The following is a 19,750-nucleotide window of genomic DNA, read 5'->3' on the forward strand; positions in this document are numbered from 1 at the left end:
TAGGGGTAAAACAAATGGCAAAAGACAAGATGAATGAAGAATCAATTGTAACATCAAGAGTTAGTTATGGAAACATTATTAATCCAGATCGAAACACTGATGAATTAGTAGAAAAGAAAATTACACCAGCAACAATTAAAGTTTTATTAGGACAGATGGACAAGGATAGTGAAGAGTATAAAGCATTATTAAAACAATATCAACAAGAAGTGGGTAGTGTTAAAAAACCAGGGGTGATTCGCTTAAATGATAAAAGTCATTGGGAAAAGGCGCGTAATAAAAGTCAGTTCATTAACCGCGATTATCGGGAACTAACTGAAAAATCAGAACCACCTGCCGCAACGCCAGTTGTTGAACCAGTAGTTGCAAAGGCAGTTGTGCAAAAAGCTGCCAAACCAAAATCAGCACCAAAAACTAAATCACCTGTTTCTAAAGTTTCAACAGCAAAAACTGCCGCGCCCAAAAAAGCAACGGTAAAAAAAGCAAGTACACCACAACCGAAACTTAAAACATCAAAAGCAGTTAAACCGACTGCCCTTGAAAAAACTACTGCCAAACCAATTGCAAATAAAAAACCAGTTAACCTAATTAAACCACCGGTTGATGATAATGAAATTTTGAAACCAGGTGATGTATACTCATCATGAAGTAGTCTTGATACTAGCAGTGTTAAAAACAAGTTAAATTCTAATGTTATTTTATCAAATGATCCAGTTAAAAAACCAATTATTCGCCGCCATGAGTTAGAAGAAACAACGGAAATTAAAAGAGAATTACGACCAGTTTTTTCTGAACAAATTACCCAAATTAAGCGAAACGGATTATCTGTGGTTGATTTTGTTATTAATCCAGAAGAAAAAATTGAAATTGAAAAAAATGATGAAGAAATTCTGGTTCGGTTAATTATGCAAAAGAAATCAGAGTTGACACCTGGGGAATTCTTGCCCAAAGCACCAGCTCCACCCAAACCAACGCCGGTTAAAATTATTCGTAGCGAAACCGATGATTTATCAATTGAAGAACGTGTTATTTTACGTTTAGAAACAAAAGGGAAATTCCAAAAACTTACTCCCGAGGAACAAGAGCAGTTAAATTCTTTACGTCAACAATTGGCGGGTAAAAATAACCGTTCGAAAAAACAATTTGCAGAAATTACTAGTGATGATCAAATCTTGTCACCCTCAGTGGATGAAGAATGAGAACATGAACAAGCGCAAATTGCGAAAGACCGTTATAAAAAAAGCTAATTATAATCATCAGTTTGATGAAACTAAAAAACCAAATCTTGATCAACGCTTAGCTTATGAACAACGGATGACACAGTATTTAATGAATGTTAAAATGCAATATGAACAAGGTTATAACCGCCAACTATCCCAAGAACTCGCGGATTTTAACCGGGCAATCAATTTATCAAAAGCAATTAAAACAACTGATGCGGAATTACAAGAACGAATTTTAGCAAACCGGGATGAATCAACAGCAATCTTACGGCGCCATGTAATGTTATTAAATCAGAAACAACACATTGAAATTCGTTTATTAAATAAGCAATTATTAAAAAATAAAACAACGAAAGCTAATATTGAAGATTTTATTAAAAAACAAAAAGAATTTCAGGATTTATTACGAATCCGCGAAGAGATTAAGGAAAATCGTGATTTATTAATCGCATCCTTACGAACACAAGCAAAATTAACCCAAGAAGCACGTGCTAAAAAATAACAAAAAGTTATTGCCAAGCAGTGCTTTTTTAATTTTAGTGCAAAATTTTAGTAGATTTAAGATAAATTTTCAGGAATTTTCAAGAAAAATTATGATATTTTTTTATACTTTTTTAAAAAATTAGGTATAATTAAAGTGAATTTGGGGGGCTGACATTGGAACAGAGTGAAATTAAAAATGGTTACTTATATGTTTTAAAAAATGGTCAAATTATTTCAATTCATCGGGGAAGTAAAAGCAAATTATTATTTAATAACCAAGAAGATAATCATAATTATTTAGCATATCCAATTTATACAGAAGATCAACTAGGGGAATTTTTGGTCAAAAAAAATGAATGTTTGTTATTATCAAATGTTAAGTTAGAAGGTAAATTATTATACTTACATTCAACCGATGTTAATATTATTCCGGCCAGTGATATTGATCACCCTTTAATTGTTAATAATACCCATATTAGAGTAGTTGATCAAAATTTTCCGGTCCAAGAAGAATTAACCCGTGAGTATAATGACGATTTACTTCAACGCTTATTAGATGAAGAGGAAGCTGAATTTTCTCAAAAGAAAAAACCACTTTTTAAAATTATTCGTAAAAATAATAAATAATAGGTTCACAGAACCTTTTTTCTTTGTTAATTCCTGCACTACGGTCATTTAAGTTAGGGGTCTTTTTTGATATAATTACCATAAGAAAATATTTTAAACGAACAGGAGCAATGATGGTCTTTGAAAACAACAAAAAAATTAACTAAGATTCGGGCAAAATTATCATTACCTCCGCTCACATGAAAAGAAGAGTTTTGTAAGCAAAACTATTCACCACTAGATCGTGTTATGAAAAAATATTTACAACAAGTTAATTATTTATGGTATTTTAAAAATGTGGCGTTTTATGATGAAAAATACCATTTAACTTATTTTTTTGACCGGATTGTTTTAACCCGCAAAAATTTATACTTTCTGAAGTATAAAAAGTTATCATCGCCGTTAACAGTTGATATTCACCAGCCATATTGAAATTTTAATAATAAAACAATCACCTCACCAATTGTTACCCAACAATTTATGATTAACCGGGTTTTAAAATTATTAAACGCAAAACAATTTTTGGCTGTTTGCACCATTAACTTTTTAATTATTGATACTCGTTATGAATTAACTTTTAATAATTGGGGAAATAATCATAACATTCGATATTTAAATTTAACTAACCATTCTTGATTTGATGTGATTCAGCAAATTGAACAAATCGATGAGCAAACTTATGATAAAATATCAGATGAGAGTATCTTATATTTACATCACCAGTTGACCGCCCGTGCCAATGCTGTTAATAAAAAATATGATCGTCATTTTTGATATAGTTTGTATCATTTTATATAGAAGGAGCTAGTAATGACTCAACGTGAAATTCGAATTGATATTATCAATTTATTATATCGACACTTTGTTTTAAATAATTCAATTAGTCAAACAAAGCAGGAAGCATTTGATTTTTCCCAAAGTGTGCGCACCGAAGCGGAAATTAACAAAGTTATTGAAATTCTTGATCATTTAGAACAAATTATCGCGAATATTAACCAAAACTTAAAACCAGGGTGGGTATTTGACCGGTTAAGTAATTATCATAAAGCCGTCTTAGTGTATAGCGTGTATGAAATTAAAAAATTACACACTTCCCGGGCAATTGTAATTAATGAAGCTCTGGAAATTGTTAAAAAATATGGTGAAGATGAAGATTATAGTTATCTTAATAAAGTTCTTGATCAAGTATAAAACCTCTGGCAGGTTTTTTTATTATGTTAAAATCATAAAAATAGTAATAATTTAAAGAAAAAAACTATATAATGATTAAGAGAAAATGTAAGGTGAGAATCATGGGAAGTAATATTTTTAAAGTTTCTGAAATTAATACTTATATCAAAAGTATTATTGAGCAAGATCATAATTTAGTTAATATTTCTGTGCAAGGCGAGATTTCCAACATTACTAATCATTCTTCGGGACATATTTATTTTACGATTAAGGATGAAAAGTCCCAACTGCGCGCAATTATGTTTTCTTTTAATGCAAAAAATTTAAAATTTAAGTTAAAAGAAGGGTTAAAAATCATTGCGGTAGGAACAGTCAAACTATACGAACCGCAAGGAACATATAGTTTGCAAGTTGTGAATATTAGTTTAGATGGCATTGGTGATTTATTTTTACAATATGAACAATTAAAACAAACCTTAGAACAAAAAGGATGGTTTGCTCAAGCAATTAAAAAACCAATCCCTAAATTTCCCCGTAATATTGGGGTTATTACCGCCCCAACTGGGGCCGCCATTCGCGATATTATTACTACTATTCATCGACGCTTTCCCCAAACTAATATTTATTTGTTTCCTTGTTTAGTACAAGGAAAAGAGGCTAAATATGATATTAAAGCAAAGATTATAGCGGCGCAAAACTTTACCGTGCCATTAGATACTTTAATTGTTGGTCGTGGTGGGGGAAGTATCGAAGACTTGTGAGCTTTTAATGAATTCGAAGTGGCCCAGGCAATTTACCAATGTCCAATTCCGATAATTTCTTCTGTTGGCCATGAAATTGATTTTACGATTGCGGATTTTGTCGCAGATTTACGTGCACCAACCCCCACGGCCGCTGCTGAGTTAGCAACTCCTGATCAAAAGGAATTACTAACTTATCTTCACCAGCAATATAAAACTTTAATTACTTTAATTAAAAATAAAGTTGATAATTACCAAGTTACTTTAAATAATTTAAAAAATAACTACTGGTTAACAACCCCCCAAGCTTTATACGAAAAACGATTTCATAACTACCAAGTTTTAAGGCATAAGTTTAACCAAATCACCGATAATTTTATTAATTATAACCTTAACCAAGTTAGTTATTATCACCAGAAACTATTAACAATTATCCAAAATTATTTACTAACCTTAACTCACCATAAAAATAATTTAATTGCTAAATTAGATTTATTAAGTCCTTTAAAAACTTTAACGCGGGGTTATAGTGTGACTTATGATAGCAAACAACAGATTTTATTATCAACATCGCAAGTTAAGAATGGTGATAAAATAATAACAAGGTTAAGTGATGGGCTTGTTTATTCACAAGTTACTAATATTAAAGAGGAGGGGAAATAATGGAACCTAAAAAATCATTTGAAGACATTCTAACTGAATTAAAAAATATTGTTAATGAATTAGAAAAAAATGAATTACCAATCGACCAGGCAATTAATGCCTTTGAAACGGGAATTCAATTGACAAAACAAGCAGAAATTAAACTCCAAGATATCAAAGATAAGGTGACTAAAATTGTTAATGATAATAAAACGACAGATTTTAAAGTTGACGACGAATAATGGGGCAAATTTTTGAACACCAAGGGTGAGTTAAAAGAAACAATCGTAAAATTATTAAAAAACTATTAGAATTAAATTTAAATCGTGCAGTTTTTAAATATTTTACAACTTTTGATAGGAAAGATATTATCATTAAGAATTATGTTTATTTATTGCGGTTAAATAATCGAGTTGAGAAAGATTATTTTGATAGTATTATTCTGATTAAACTAATTTTAATCTACTATCATATGCATTATATTAAACGTCAGAAAGTTCAAAAACAGGGGAAAGAAATTTTACAAGCAATTAATAAATTAGCAGAGCAGATTATTCTCCACCGCTTAAATATTAATTATGAAACAGAATTGTTTGGCACAATTGATCATCATCACCACCGGGTAAAACCATATTATCCATATCATCTTTTATATGCTGAAATTGCGAATGTTTTTTACCAACCTTTTTTAGATCATCCCCAGGGGGAACTTTATTATGAATATGGGTATTTATTAGTAATGCTAATTAATTTAAATGTTATTAAAAAAATGTTAAATGATACTAAAAATGTTGAAGTTTATAAGGTTAAATTATTAGTAACTTCCCAGTGTCATTATGCCATTGCTGATATTACCCCGGTTTATTTTAATTATTTTATTCAATATAATAACTATTTTTTACAAAAATACTAATTAGAAAGGATAAGAAGGAAATGAAATTAAAAGATTATCATAATCATTATGATTTGAAAACCTTGAGCGCCAAAGAACTATCCGAACTTGCTGAAGATTTACGAACCACCATTATTACAACTGTCAAGAAAAATGGTGGCCACTTAGCAAGTAACTTAGGAACCGTTGAATTAACAATTAGTTTATTAAAATCTTTTGATATTGATAATAATGATTTAATTTTATTTGATACTGGTCACCAAACATATCCTTATAAAATTTTAACTGATCGAAAGGAACAGTTTAGTACAATTCGCTTACCGCATGGGCTAAGTGCTTTTCAATCGCCCCAGGAAAGTAAATATGATTATCTGGCCAATGGCCATGCGGGAACGGCACTTTCAACTGCAATTGCATATAGTTATAATCCTCAGTATCAAAATATTGTTTGTATTATTGGGGATGCTGCATTTACCAATGGGTTAACTTTTGAAGCATTAAACCATTTAGGGACAATTGCTAACAAAGTTATTATCATTTTAAATGATAACGAAATGAGTATTTCAAAAAACATTAGTATTTTACATACCACAATTAGTAAATTTCGCGCTAGTTGATTTTATAAAATGATGGCAAAAATTTCAAAAGTGACTCGTTATATTCCACCCTTTACCTTACTATATTTATGTCATTTATTAGTTGAAAAACTAATTCACCGGTTTGCGATTCCGGGGCTATTTGCTGGTTTTAATTTAGACTATATTGGAAAAATTGATGGTCATAACTTTCGTAAATTAACCCGGGCTTTAAAAAATGCTAAAAAAGCAAAGGGCAGTGTCCTTGTTCATGTTAATACCAAAAAAGGAAAGGGCTATCAAGAAGAAAATCCGACTGGTTCAGAAAGTTGTCATTCTTATAGTTTAGCCACCAAACCAGAAAGCGAATGAAGCTATTATGTGGCGCAACATCTCCAAAAAGTTTTTCAAGATCAAAAATTTTATTTAATTTCCGCCGCAATGCAATCTTCTTTATATTTAGAAGAGTTTATGAATGAAAATAAAGATTATTTTATTGATGTGGGGATTGCTGAAGAACACGGGGTCACTTTAGCCAGTGGGTTTGCGCTTGACCATCACAAAGTTATTGTTAGTATGTATTCAACTTTTTTACAACGAGCTTATGATGAAATTTTACATGATGTTGTTCGCAATCACTTACCGGTAATCTTTTTAATTGACCGGGCTAGTTTAAGTTTAGCGGATGGGGTGAGTCACCACGGGGTGTATGATATTAGTTTTTTAAATAGTATGGGGGGATTTGCCATTATTGCGCAACCGGCTAATGGGGCAGATTTTAACCAAATGTTGCAGCTAGCACTAGCTAATGACTATGATCCGTTTTTTATTCGTTATCCTAAAATGGGGATTACTTATAATACTACCCCGACTTCGTTTAAGATTGGGGAATGAGAATATTACTTGTCTTCTCCAAATGCGCAATACATTATTATCACTTATGGGAATAATGTTGAGCATTTTAAAAAATTAATTATGAATAAACAATTAGCAGCAAAAGTTAATTTAGTTAATGCCCGTTTTATTAATCCAATTGATGAAAAGATGATGCAAGAAATTATTGCCCATCAATATCATCAAATTATTATTTATGAAGAGGTTGTTAAACAAGGAGGGCTATTTAGTAATATTATTAATACCTTTCCTAATCTTGACTTAAGAAATATCAAACATTATGCTTATGAGCATGGTTTATTAACTAAAAATCCGCTCAATCCCGATGATGTTATCAAAGAAAATTTCGGAAATCTTTAATTATCTGGTTGCTTTATTTTATAATTAAGGTTTAATTAAGGTAATATAAATAAGAATAAAGGAGTAGGAACAATGCAAAAATTTATCAATATTAAATTAGATTGCAATGCAATTTTAAATAACTATTTAACGCAGCACAATGTTGAAGGAATTTTATTTCATTCTCCCGTTAACCGTCTGTGGTTTTCTAAATTTGCTTCATCGGAAGGGTACTTATTATATACTAAAGATGAGTCAATTTTATTTTTAGATGGTCGCTACATCACAGCGGGAAAAGAACACGCCAAAAATGTGACTCGAGTTGAACTAATGGCAACCAATAATGCCAATGGTTTTTTTGGAACCCTAAGTAAAGCCCTTACAAAACACCAGGTTAAAAGCCTTGCTTTTGAAAGTGATTTTTTAGTTTATAGTCACTACCAAATGATTGATAAAGCGTTAGGAGATGTTACTTTAAAACCAGTTGATTTTACCGAATTACGAGCAATTAAAGATAATGAGGAAGTTAACTTAATCAAAAAAGCTTGTGCAATTGGTGATAGTGCCATTGCAAATGTTATTAAAAAAATTACGGTTGGGATGACTGAACGGGAAGTTGAACAAATTATTTTAAACACCTTTATTGAAATGGGTGCTGAACAACCTAGTTTTGAAACAATTGTTGCTTCAGGAATTCGCGGGGCGCTCCCCCATGGGAAAGCTTCGGACAAAGTTATTAATAATAATGAATTAGTAACGATTGATTTTGGTTGTATTTACCAAGGATATTGTTCAGATACCACTAGAACAATTGGCTTAGGACAACCTAGTGCAAAAATGTTAGAAATTTATGATGTTGTTTATCAAGTCCAAAAATTAGGAATTGCCGCTATTAAGCCGGGGGTAACTACCAAAGAAATTGATGATATTTGTCGTAATTATATTATAGAAAAAGGTTATGGGGAATATTTTACCCATTCAACTGGTCATGGGTTAGGAATTGAAGTTCATGAGTTTCCACGGGTATCACCATTTTGTAATGTTCCCTTAAAGCCAGGGATGGTAATTACCGTGGAACCAGGGATTTACATTCCTGACCTGGGTGGGGTGCGGATTGAAGATGATATTCTAGTTACCGAAGATGGTCATCAGCTTTTAACAGAAGCGCAGAGAGAATTAGTTTTAGTTTAAAAATGAAAAAGTTCTTTCTTAGTAAAGCCTTTTTATTAACAACTTTCTTTTTAACAATTGCTAGTTTTATTATTGCATTAATTTTACTAGGAATTGGGGGAAGTCAATTATTATCGTTAACCGCTGATCCCAATTATGTTTTACAACAATGACATCATAATATTATTTATGAAGTAAAGTTTTCGGACCCCTTTGCCTTATTAGCAACTGGTTTCCAGGCAATTTTTCATTTACAAATCAGTGAAACTGTGAATGGCGGCATTGTTTTACCTCCTTATACCAATCAAGCAATTTTGGAATACCAAATTGGAACAATTTTTATGTTAATTATTGGGCCATGTTGTGGGGGAATCTTTGCTATTCTATTATTAAGCAGAGTACTCGCTCAAAAACCATTGCCGCAAGGAACGCTGGTTGAAAAAATAACATCAGTGCCAACTCCTGATAATAAACATGATGAACTTATCGCAGAACATGACCAGGTCCTAAGTGCTTTAAAAGATAATATGAACCAGATCCAAGATTATTTAATTAAATTACATAGCGATATTAAAGCATTAAAAAAATATACTGGTTTAAAAACACCAAAACGGATCCCGACCACGCATAGTGAACCGGGAAATGATAAGTTGGAATTAGAAAATAATCTTCAACAATTAGATGAGCTAAAAACAAAATTACAGCACAAAGAAGTAAGTCCCGCAGTAAATCATCGTCCTGTTGAAAATGATCAGCCGCTCCAACGGCCAACTAGTTTGGTTCAACCGCAGGAATATATTATGCCAAAACGGGATGAAAAATATGTTGAATCATTTCCAACTAACCAATTTTTAGAACCAGAAAATACCTTATCATTATCTTCAATTTTTGATCGGAAAAAAATTAAAGCAGAGTTAGAAGAAAAACCATCAGTTGCCTTTGACAATAGTCCGACTGTCGAATTAACCTTTGATGACAATGACCGTGAAGAAACTAGTGTAGGGTTAAATGTTAATCGTTTTGATTTTAATAATGATGAGGATTCTAATGCTACTCAGATGGTTACTCATTATGCAGTTGGTGATTTTATTTTTGACAATGGGATTGAACATAAAATTATTGATGTTAAGAAAACAACGCTTAATAATACCACAATGTATGAGTTAACAATTAAAGACCGGATTAACGGAACAGTTAAAACAATCTTAAAAAAAGATTAGGCCTCTGCAATAAAAAAATCTATCATTTTGATAGATTTTTTTATTTTCGCGTATTTAGGGATTTATTATTAAAATTATAAAATGTAATTTGATCATGGAATATTAGTGTAGGCATGTTGCGCAATTGCGTCATAGTAAGCAAATTCACCATTAATAGTAATTGTTACTGGTGATTCTTCATGGATCACATATGTTACTTGGATTACCATTTGAACTTGTCATAATGTTCCAGTGTGGGTTGTGCCAGCAAAATCAACAAATGATTTTACAAAATTAGATGTAAAGTTTTGGGGAGTAATTACAACAATTTTAGCATGACTAACATCTGGTTTTGGTTGATACATCATAAAATCGGCAGTGACTTCGTTTTTAACAGCATTAATAACAGTTTGGTTAAATGCTGGAATTTCTCCTAAGTTTTTATTGACAATATTGTGATGGTTAATAGGAGCTAAAACCCCACTTGTTCCCCCCACAATTGCCGCAGAACTAATTAATGATAATAAGATTTTCATGATAAAAACCTCCTTTAAGTTAAAATATGCTTTTTAATAGTTTTTTCTATTATTAAGTGAAAGTAAATAATTTATTTACCCTCACTCTCATTATATGCTTGTGATTTTTAGAATGTTAGATTTTTTCTTATTAGTTATAAACTTTTAAAAGGTCTAAAAAATAAAAAAAATTTATTATAATCGTTAATTTAAGAAAGATTTCTTTAATTTGTAATATTTTATTAGTAAAATAATAAGGATAGCTTTTTAGAGCTAGAATTAAAAGTTATATTAATAAATATTTACAAATTCCAAAGGAGAATCATATATGAAGAAAATAATTATTAAAGATGATTTTTGAGCAATATTTCCAGCCGCTAAAATTGGGGTAGTAATTGCCCATAACATTGATAATTATATTCATGACACCGCTCAGTACCAAGCGTTGTTAAAGGCTGCTCAACAAAGCGCTCAACAATATATTAGTGCCGAAGAATTTACGGCTAACCCAGTAATTAAAACTTGACGGGATGCCTATCAACAATTTAAAACTAAGAAGGGAGCTCGTTCTTCCATTGAAGCTTTATTAAAACGAGTTAAAAATAATAATGCAATTAGAACCATTAATCCGCTAGTTGATATTTATAATTCGGTTTCGTTAAAATATGGAATGCCTTGTGGGGGTGAAGATATTGCTAAAATTGTTGGGGATATGTTATTGACAACAGCAACCGGAAATGAGGAGTTTACTACTTTAGGTTCTGAATAACAAGAACCACCTTATGAAGGGGAAATTGTTTATAAGGATCAAGCAGGGGCAATTTGTCGCTGTCTAAACTGACGGGAAGCAACCCGTACCATGTTAACCGAACAAACAACTTCGGCGGTATTATGCCTTGAATTTTTAGAATTTCCTCGGGAAAAAGATTTTATGAATGCTTTACAAGAATTACAAGCATTAATTATAAATAATTTGCAAGAAAACTGTGAAATTAAAATTTTAGATCGTAATCATCCAACAGCAATTATTGAAAATTAACCTTTTAAGATAGAGATGATGCTATTGTCTCTTCCTAATAATTTATCAATAAAAATTACTAATTTTCTTAAATTAGTTGCTTTTTATTAAAATCCACGATATACTAAAAAGAGTTCATTTTGATATTAGGCTTAATTTTACAATTATTTTTACATAATAATCTTAAAATTTCCAGAACGATTTAAAAAATACTTTTTAAATATACTCATTATGAATGATTTTTTAGGAGGAAAAGATGTACAACAACAACAGAAGTAATAACAACTTTCAAAGAAGAAACGATGATATAATCTCAAATGTTCAATTTCCAATTCTTGGTGATAAAGGAACTAACTTTAAAACAGTTAACTCAAAAGATGGTGGGTCACACGACTTATTCGAATTCTGAGTTGAAGATAATGGTAATGAAGTGCACTGTATTGCATGAGATGATGTGGCTAATAAATTAAAATCAGAATTTGATTTTGATAACTTTAAAAACATTATCATTACTTACAAAAAACGTTTAAATAAATTTACTGAAAAAACTGATTATAGTGTTCGTGAGTTTTCACTAGTTGCTTAAAATTACAAATTTTAGTTTTTAAAAAGGTTTAATTATGTTAACATAATTAAACCTTTTTTCATTCTTCTTAATTAATGATCTTTTTTTAAATCCGAGTGTACGCCTAAAAATTCGGCTTGGTTAACAACTACTCCGTATTCTTGACGAGTGGCATCGGTGAAATAATATCATGAGTTTAACTTCCCTGTAAAACAACTAAAGGTAATTAAACTTGTCCCATGAAAATCATTAGTTTTAATAGTATCTAATAAAAAGTTAGTTTTAATATAATGGTTAATGTGTAATAACATTAAATGGTTTTTATGATCTAAATAAATTTCTTGGTTATACATACTAATGCGTCCATAACCAGGAATCACAAGCACAAAGCTTTTGATTTTGCCATTAAACCAGTTGTATTTAATTTCTAAATCAGTGATTGGCAATAACTCTTTAAATTTTCGCTCATCTTTAATTTTTTGGACAATATGGTGATAATTATCAATTGATAAGGTTTTTAGTAATTCATTAAAATCTTCATTAGCAATTTTATTATTATAATTGAATAAAGTATGGGTTTTAAATTTTTTAATGAAACGAAATAGCCGATAGTTTACTGCTAAGTAAATTAACGGCACAATTAAGAAAGCAGAAAGGATTAATGAGACAATCACTAATGCTAGTTTAATTATTAAAATATAACCACTTGCTAATTCTAACCTTTCTAAATAATAACCGGCAACTTCAGTGACAATAATTGGTAATCCAATATGTAAAATTAACTCCATTGTTTTTTCAATCATTGGATGCATTTCTGCTTTTTTATACATACTTAAATTCATATAAAATTCTCCTTATTAGTCTTTTATTGTTGCTTTTATTCTATCATATTTACCACCTTTATGAAAAATTAGTCATTTTAATATTCTAAAAGTAATAATTATTTTCGTGTGTTATTTTTAATATTTTCGTTAAAATTAAATTAGCAACTTAAAAGAGTGCGCAAAGTACCTAAAATATTTACTTATTTTAGGTACTTTTTAATTAATCAGGAGGTTAAGTAATTATGTTTGAATGATTAAAACTTTTATGAAAAAAGGACACTTCAATTCGGGATATAACTAGCGAAATGGTGGAAATTAATAGGGCTAATTTTTATGAAGAATATGTAAAATCAAAATTAGCGCCTGAGGATTGAGAAACTTTTTTAAAACTTTGTAATGACGCCAAAGATATTTGCACAACTAATCTAATATTACATGGATTAGTTCCCAGATCAACCCATAATTTTCGGATAAATGAAAAACTAACTTGAAGACTAACATTACATTTAAGTGATTGCCTTTTTAATCGCTGAACTGGGAGTTATCATGGAATGCTGTTGAAGTTCAAAGAACAATGTCCTGAAATGTTAAATTTTGTTCCCGGATGAAATTCTGATATTATGAGGCCGACTCTTATTAGGGACAACTATATGGAAGTTATGGCTTATGACCGTAATAAATTAAATTCTAATGTGCTAAATCATATTCGAAGCGCATCCTTTGACATTTCAAATGATGAATTATCAAGGCAATTTGATGACCAACATTTTGGTGAGGAAGACTTTAGGTGATTTTATAATTTTAATTTAGACATCCCATCAGAAGAACCGCCACCACTTGACAATCCCCCTTGTGTAGAACTTCCAAAAGAGGAAGTTGAAAAAGTAGAGCTTGCCACGGCGGCATTAAAAGAATTATGTGAAGAAGTTAAGAAAAAAAATCAGGAAAAACAACAAAATATTGCGCAACAAATTAAGGAAGAAGAAGCAAAAGATCAATAATTAACTACTTTAGATAGTTTTGATTCTGCTGATGAAGATACAAGATTATAATTATTTTTTATTGATAATTGCTGAAAATTGAATATTAAAAAATAAACTAGTTGTGCTTGCAAAGCTTTTAATTTCACAACTAAAATTTGCTTCATAAGAAAAATAAATGGCTTGGTAATCTTGTTCAATGGTTGGAAAGAAATCATCTAAGTTTCACGGGTCATTAAAAAATTCATAAGTTGTTTTATATGAACGAGCAAATTGCCCAGCAATATCTTCATCAGTTGGTTCTTCTTGGTCGTGATCATCAGGCCCATATTTATAAACACCATAATGGTACAGTAGGGGATCAATAAAATAAGGATTATTTTTCATCACCGAAGGACGGCTAAAATTTTTTAAGATACTAAAAAGTTTTACTTGAATTTGTTGGGTGGTTGGCGTATTGGTTTTTCATTCGGTTATTCATGTTTGTCAATAATTAGGGTTAGTTTTAAAATATTGGATTAAATTATTACGATAACCAACATCAATCATATTAGCGACATAACCCCAGTCTTCTTCTAAAAACATCACCGATATTGTCCGGTCAAAAACATAACCTTCGTGGTTAGCTAATTTAAATTGTAAGCGAATATTATCAATAGTATGATATTTACTATTATATTTTCAATCATTTAGATTAGTAAAACTATATTCTTTGTCAGTTCCGTTACTAGTAATGCTAACGGTTGGTTTAATTTGCTCAATAAAAGAAGTTAAATTAACTGTTTCACCCCCAACATTAATATTTTGGACATCATAATTATAAAAGATTCAATTATATAACAGGGTCGGTAAACTTCTAACAGCAGTTGTTTTTGAGCTACGATTTCAGTCTTGTTCAAAAGCATTATTAAAAGTAACTTGTTTTAGGAAACTAGTTAAGGCTTCTTTTTCTTGCTCATAACCGTTAATCTCCGAATGAATTATTACCGTATTATGTGGGTTTTCATCTTCACCATTATTATGATCATTATTATTATCGTCCGGATCAATTGGCGGTGGTGTTGGTTTGTGATTAGTTGGTGAACTATTAGTATTTTTACAAGCACTTAGGGGTGTTAAACCACCAACTACAATCGTTAAAGATAATAACTTAATTAATCATCGCATATGTTTCCACCATTCCTTATAATAATTATACGTTATTTTTTGTAAACGATCAATTTCTCCGGATGCCAACTTAAAAGGAAAAATTACCTTACTTTTTAAACATTTAAAAGATTTATTTTTAACAATAATTATTAAAAGCATTCTTTATTATAATAAAAATAATTACATAACCTAAAGGGAGTTTTATTATGCACAAAATTTTAAAAATTTTAACTAGTTTTGTTTTTAGCACAATAGTTGGTGCTAACCTTTTTGCCTGTCATCCTTCTGCGCGGACTAATTTTGAATTATTAACAACCGTTCCAACTCAGCAGGGTTATCGGTTACAAATTGATACCCATAATAATTGGTATGTTGCCAGTGATAGTAAGTTAATTATTGGTTATCAACATCAAATATTAAAAGCAATTGAATTATCTGATTTAATCTTAAGTTTATTTGTTGATTGAAATAGTAATAATTGGTATGTTGGTACTGTTAATGGCTTTGTTTATACTGGTAATTTTAACAAGCCAACTGTTACAAAGTTGCTGGCGGGGAAAGGAGTAGAAATCTATAGTGTTTATTGTTATGAAGGAAGATGATATGCGGGGGCTAGCAATGGTAATGTTTATACTGGTCAGGCTGGGGTTGAACCAGCCCACTTAATTAATAATTTTGCCGATACTAGTATTCTAAGTATTAATCACCTTAATGAAAATATTATTTTTGGTTTTAATAATGGTGATCTGGAAACTTATGATGCGCTTCTGAAACAATGACAAAAATTTTACCATGTGAATGGTGAAGTTTATAATATTGTCAACCAAAATAATATCTTAGCAATTTTAGATAGTGCTGATGATGGGGCAAGTAAATTTTATTTTTATCAAAATAATACCTGAACTTTAATAAATAGATTACGTAAAGGAGTAATTTTTAATATTGCATTAGATAATAATAACTTTATTTATGGTGGGGATAATAAGGGGAATATCTATCAAATTGATAATAATGAAATTAAAGTGTTAAAAATTATTGAGAAAAATAGTATTATTGATGTCAAAACTTTTGGTAATTGGCTTTATATTTTAACCGATGATGGGAAAATATATGATTTAAGAATTGAATAGTAGTTTTAAAAATATTTAGATCTTTATTTAGTTAATAAAAAAATATTTTTTCTATGTTATACTGTTTAATAGGTGAGTAAGAATGAAACAAGAAAAAGGGCTCCAAGAGCTTTTAATACTAGAGGATATTAAAGAAGACGAATTTTTATCATATAAATATGTAGATCTTAAAAATGATAAAATTCCAACTGAATTAGGGAATTCTTTTGATATCGATAATTATTTAGTAACTTATTTATCAAAAAATAAACTAATTAATAAATTACGAGATACTAAAAATATTAGTGAAAAAATAGATTTAATAAGTCAAATTAATAAGTTACTAGATAATTATCCATTAACTAATAAAGAGATCCCTATTAATTCTAAAAGTTCAAACAAGCTTTTATTATCTATTCAAAGAGAACGTGAATTTAATTTTTATGAAAACCGCCCTTTAATTCCATTATCTGAATCTTTTTTATATACTAATGAATATTCTTCAAAATTATTGACCGATTTTGAACGGGAAATGGTAACTTCAGATGAAGTTTTTATTATTGTTCCTTTTATTTCTAAACCAATTTTAAGGAAAATTGAAAATATTATTTTAGATTTAGAAAAAAGAAATAAACCGGTTAATATTATTACCACAACTTTTGATGGAACAGGAAATTATGTTGATTTAGAAGAATTATGTGAATTAGTTGATAAATATTCTAATTTTAAAGTGAAAGTGGAAGACGTTGATAATACTAAAGAACGGATTCATATTAAATCCTATATCTTTAAAAGAAAAACTGGTTTTTCAACAGCAATTTTAGGTTCTTCTAATATGACAATCACTGGTTTAATAACTGGGGGAGAATGAAACATTAAAATTTCTGAATTTAAAGATCAAAAATTATTTAATGAAATAAAAATGGCATTTGACAAAATTTGAAATAAAAGATTAATTGATTTATCAAATCTTACAGAGCGAGATTATTTATTTGAAAAAATTAGATTAAACCGAGCAAAACTAAAATGTGAAGATTCTTTTACTAATGATAATAAAGATTTAAGACAAAAAATTAAAGAACTATCAACTTTTTATCGTCCTAATTTTTATCAAGATTCAGTTTTAAATAAGTTGGAATATCGTCGTCAAATTTTGAATAAGGATAAGCATTTGATCGTTATGGCGACGGGAACGGGAAAAACGATGGTGGTGGCGTTTGATTATAAAAAGCAAATTAAAGGTAACCAATACCCAAGCTTATTATTTATTGCCCACCAAAAAGAAATTATTGAACAAGCAAAGACAACTTTTCAAAATGTACTTGGTGATCTTAACTTTGGCCAAATTTTTTCAGGAGTGAATAAAGATCTTCAAAATAGTAACCATATTTTTGCAACCATTCAGACTTTAGAAAAGCAGTTAGATTTATTTGACCCCTCAGAATTTGAATATATTGTTTTTGATGAGGCACATCATATTGAAGCTAATACTTTTCAAAAAGTTTTTAACTATTTTCAAGGGCAAAAAATTGGAATTACAGCAACTCCCGAAAGAGCTGATGGAGTAAGTGTTGCAAAATATTTTGATGATGATATTGCTTATGAATTAAGAATTTGGGATGCTATTGATAATGGGATGCTTTCGGAATTTGACTACTATTGTATTAATGATGATTTTTTAAATTTAATTAATGTTGATATTAGCAAAACTAATGATGTTTGAAAAAGAATTAAAATGTTTGATCGTAATCAACTTTTATTGCAAAAAATTAAAGAATATATTAATGATGTTAATACTACCAAATGTGTTATTTTTTGTGTAAATACTGAACACTGTGAACAAGTAAATCAATTTTTACAATCCGTGGGTTATAAATCAGATATTTTAGTATCTGCTAACCCTAATGTTATTATTAATCGTTATCAAATTTTGCAAAACTTCCGGGCGGGGACAATTAATTTTTTATGTGTGGTAAACATGTTAAATGAAGGTGTTGATATTCCTGAAATTAATACTATTATTCGTTTGCGACCAACTAATTCGAGTGTACTATTTTTACAGCAATTAGGGCGAGGACTTCGAAAATTGGAAAATAAGAGACTAATGGTGTTAGATTTTATTCCGAAATATGAAAATGACCAAATTATTAAGAGTGGAATTGCTAATTTATTTATTAATAGTGATAATTTAGAGCAAGCAATTTTACAACAAGAAGAATTACCTCCTGGTTGTACTATAACATTTGAAAAATTTGTTAAAGAGAAAATCTTTAAAATGATTAAAAATATTGGCCAAAGAAATTGATATGAAAAAGAATTACAAAATCAATTCTTAAGAAATGGCTTAGATGGTTATGCAAGGTTTTTTATAAATTCTAATTTAGAACCAGGCCATATTTATGAAAAAAAATTTTCTTTTGTTGATAGTATTTTAGGCATTGATAATAGTCAAATTAAAGATCCAAAGTTACAAGAAATTAGAAGTTACTTACAATCATTGTTAAAAACGAGTGAGCCTTTAGATATAAATATTTTTCAAAGTTTTATATATTTAAATTCTTATACTATACTAAATTATTTTAAAACATTAATTAATAATAAAAACTACATTCATATTGATTTATTAGATAAGCTATTTGTGGGATCAATTTTAAATTCTTCGGTAGTAAAAAAAATAGAACCTCAATTTGGTCAAAACTGAAAATTATATATTAAATATATTAAAGAAAACTACCAATATTTATTATATGAAATAAAATTATTAATTAATTATAAACTAGAGTATGAAGATATTTTATTCAAAGATGATTTTAAATTACACTATATAGATATTCCTAGGGGAACAATTTTAACTCGTCCACAAATTTTAATAATAAATAATATTTATCCAAATTTAAGTTCAAGTTTAAATTCAGTGTACGGAATTATAATGAATAAAAATAAAGATGGTTCTCTTAATAAACCGATAGTTATCATGGCTTCTGAATCTTCAATTGATACTGAATATGGTTATTATAATAAATTTTATTATGAAACTAAGCTGTTTTTATGAGCGTCTCAACGTAAAACAACTGCAAATGATCCAGATGATCTTTTATTAAAGTCTTATGAAGATATCTATGTTTTCTTTAATGATATTCAGTTAGAAAATAGATATAAAGGATTTTTAGCAAAAGTTTTTGTTTTTTTAGGAAAAGCACAGTATTTGGATAGCGAAGGTTCAAACCCTGTTAATTTTAAATTTAAAATTTTATAATTTTTATTTTTATAAAAAAAGAAATTAACGTAAAAATGCTATTGCATTTTTTTTTTTTTTTTATATCTAAACTTACATTTAGAGGAGATTTTATAGATGAAATTTAAAATTTTAGAAACATTTGCCGGAATTGGTGCTCAACACAAAGCATTAACAAATATTAAGAAACGAAAAGTAAATTTTGATTATGAAATAGTTAATATTTCCGAATGAGATGTGCATGCCTTAATTTCATATGATGCCATTCATTATGGAAATTTAACTGCAAATGAAGTTGATCGGTATTTAGCTAAGAATAATTTAGAAAATATTTTTGATTATTTGCAAAAAAGAGTATATTCAAATGATGGTAAAGAGCCTATTAAGAATTTTCATAAAAAAAATATATTTTTTTAAAGCGT

Annotated in this window: 19 protein-coding genes and 1 pseudogene; 17 read left to right on the forward strand and 3 right to left on the reverse strand. The window is 29.3% G+C overall.

The window, feature by feature from the left end:
* Positions 1–14: 14 nt before the first annotated feature.
* The 11 genes from SERIO_RS02665 to SERIO_RS02710 all read left to right on the forward strand — a co-directional run bounded on the left by SERIO_RS02665 (position 15) and on the right by SERIO_RS02710 (position 9,954).
* Complete coding sequence (locus SERIO_RS02665) at positions 15–1,247, forward strand: hypothetical protein (protein ID WP_053040818.1); 1,233 nt, start codon at positions 15–17, stop codon at positions 1,245–1,247.
* Positions 1,204–1,725, forward strand: coding sequence for a hypothetical protein (locus tag SERIO_RS06455; RefSeq protein WP_053040819.1), 522 nt, complete (start codon positions 1,204–1,206; stop codon positions 1,723–1,725). The genes SERIO_RS02665 and SERIO_RS06455 overlap by 44 nt, the downstream gene beginning before the upstream one ends.
* Positions 1,726–1,880: 155 nt before the next feature.
* A complete protein-coding gene (locus SERIO_RS02670; protein ID WP_047791357.1) occupies positions 1,881–2,333 on the forward strand; it encodes a hypothetical protein in 453 nt (150 codons plus the stop codon).
* A 120-nt stretch (positions 2,334–2,453) separates the two neighbouring features.
* The gene (locus tag SERIO_RS02675; RefSeq protein WP_047791358.1) at positions 2,454–3,110 is read left to right on the forward strand and encodes a hypothetical protein; all 657 of its coding nucleotides are present in this window, start codon (positions 2,454–2,456) and stop codon (positions 3,108–3,110) included.
* Positions 3,111–3,122: 12 nt separating this feature from the next.
* Complete coding sequence (locus SERIO_RS02680; RefSeq protein ID WP_047791359.1) at positions 3,123–3,503, forward strand: transcription antitermination factor NusB; 381 nt, start codon at positions 3,123–3,125, stop codon at positions 3,501–3,503.
* A gap of 101 nt (positions 3,504–3,604) precedes the next feature.
* Positions 3,605–4,885 (forward strand): exodeoxyribonuclease VII large subunit, encoded by a 1,281-nt coding sequence (gene xseA, locus SERIO_RS02685; protein WP_047791360.1) that lies wholly within the window; start codon positions 3,605–3,607, stop codon positions 4,883–4,885.
* Positions 4,885–5,106: an exodeoxyribonuclease VII small subunit gene (xseB, locus tag SERIO_RS02690; RefSeq protein ID WP_047791361.1), complete on the forward strand. Its 222-nt coding sequence runs from the start codon at positions 4,885–4,887 to the stop codon at positions 5,104–5,106. Before xseA ends, xseB begins: the two co-directional genes overlap by 1 nt.
* A complete protein-coding gene (locus tag SERIO_RS02695; protein WP_047791362.1) occupies positions 5,106–5,777 on the forward strand; it encodes a hypothetical protein in 672 nt (223 codons plus the stop codon). Before xseB ends, SERIO_RS02695 begins: the two co-directional genes overlap by 1 nt.
* 20 nt (positions 5,778–5,797) lie before the next feature.
* Positions 5,798–7,585, forward strand: a complete 1,788-nt coding sequence (locus SERIO_RS02700; RefSeq protein ID WP_047791363.1) for a 1-deoxy-D-xylulose-5-phosphate synthase — start codon at positions 5,798–5,800, stop codon at positions 7,583–7,585.
* A 72-nt stretch (positions 7,586–7,657) separates the two neighbouring features.
* Positions 7,658–8,755: an aminopeptidase P family protein gene (locus tag SERIO_RS02705; RefSeq protein ID WP_047791364.1), complete on the forward strand. Its 1,098-nt coding sequence runs from the start codon at positions 7,658–7,660 to the stop codon at positions 8,753–8,755.
* A gap of 2 nt (positions 8,756–8,757) precedes the next feature.
* Positions 8,758–9,954 (forward strand): hypothetical protein, encoded by a 1,197-nt coding sequence (locus tag SERIO_RS02710; RefSeq protein ID WP_047791365.1) that lies wholly within the window; start codon positions 8,758–8,760, stop codon positions 9,952–9,954.
* Positions 9,955–10,028: 74 nt separating this feature from the next.
* Here the strand turns inward: SERIO_RS02710 and SERIO_RS02715 are convergent, their stop codons facing one another.
* Positions 10,029–10,469 (reverse strand): hypothetical protein, encoded by a 441-nt coding sequence (locus SERIO_RS02715; RefSeq protein ID WP_047791366.1) that lies wholly within the window; start codon positions 10,467–10,469, stop codon positions 10,029–10,031.
* 307 nt (positions 10,470–10,776) lie between these two features.
* Here SERIO_RS02715 and SERIO_RS06885 point away from each other — a divergent pair.
* Positions 10,777–11,487: pseudogene (locus tag SERIO_RS06885) on the forward strand (B3/B4 domain-containing protein).
* A 235-nt stretch (positions 11,488–11,722) separates the two neighbouring features.
* On the forward strand, positions 11,723–12,052 hold the full coding sequence (locus tag SERIO_RS02725) for a hypothetical protein (RefSeq protein WP_047791367.1): 330 nt from the start codon (positions 11,723–11,725) through the stop codon (positions 12,050–12,052).
* Between the two features lie 71 nt (positions 12,053–12,123).
* Here SERIO_RS02725 and SERIO_RS02730 read toward each other — a convergent pair whose 3' ends face one another.
* Complete coding sequence (locus tag SERIO_RS02730) at positions 12,124–12,873, reverse strand: hypothetical protein (protein ID WP_047791368.1); 750 nt, start codon at positions 12,871–12,873, stop codon at positions 12,124–12,126.
* A 224-nt stretch (positions 12,874–13,097) separates the two neighbouring features.
* On the opposite strand from SERIO_RS02730, the gene SERIO_RS02735 reads away from it, so the two are divergent.
* The gene (locus SERIO_RS02735) at positions 13,098–13,856 is read left to right on the forward strand and encodes a hypothetical protein (protein ID WP_047791369.1); all 759 of its coding nucleotides are present in this window, start codon (positions 13,098–13,100) and stop codon (positions 13,854–13,856) included.
* Positions 13,857–13,907: 51 nt separating this feature from the next.
* Here SERIO_RS02735 and SERIO_RS02740 read toward each other — a convergent pair whose 3' ends face one another.
* Positions 13,908–15,002: a hypothetical protein gene (locus SERIO_RS02740; protein ID WP_047791370.1), complete on the reverse strand. Its 1,095-nt coding sequence runs from the start codon at positions 15,000–15,002 to the stop codon at positions 13,908–13,910.
* Between the two features lie 188 nt (positions 15,003–15,190).
* Here SERIO_RS02740 and SERIO_RS02745 point away from each other — a divergent pair, with 188 nt between their 5' ends.
* The 3 genes from SERIO_RS02745 (at position 15,191) to SERIO_RS06270 (ending at position 19,745) form a co-directional block, all read left to right on the forward strand.
* Positions 15,191–16,114 carry a hypothetical protein gene (locus tag SERIO_RS02745; RefSeq protein WP_047791371.1) on the forward strand — a complete coding sequence of 308 codons (924 nt, stop codon included), beginning with the start codon at positions 15,191–15,193 and terminating at the stop codon, positions 16,112–16,114.
* Between the two features lie 82 nt (positions 16,115–16,196).
* Positions 16,197–19,349, forward strand: coding sequence for a DEAD/DEAH box helicase family protein (locus SERIO_RS02750; protein WP_047791372.1), 3,153 nt, complete (start codon positions 16,197–16,199; stop codon positions 19,347–19,349).
* 96 nt (positions 19,350–19,445) lie between these two features.
* Positions 19,446–19,745, forward strand: a complete 300-nt coding sequence (locus SERIO_RS06270) for a DNA cytosine methyltransferase (RefSeq protein ID WP_053040820.1) — start codon at positions 19,446–19,448, stop codon at positions 19,743–19,745.
* Positions 19,746–19,750: the final 5 nt, after the last annotated feature.

The sequence above is a fragment of the Spiroplasma eriocheiris genome (assembly GCF_001029265.1).
GTDB lineage: Bacteria > Bacillota_I > Bacilli_A > Mycoplasmatales > Mycoplasmataceae > Spiroplasma > Spiroplasma eriocheiris.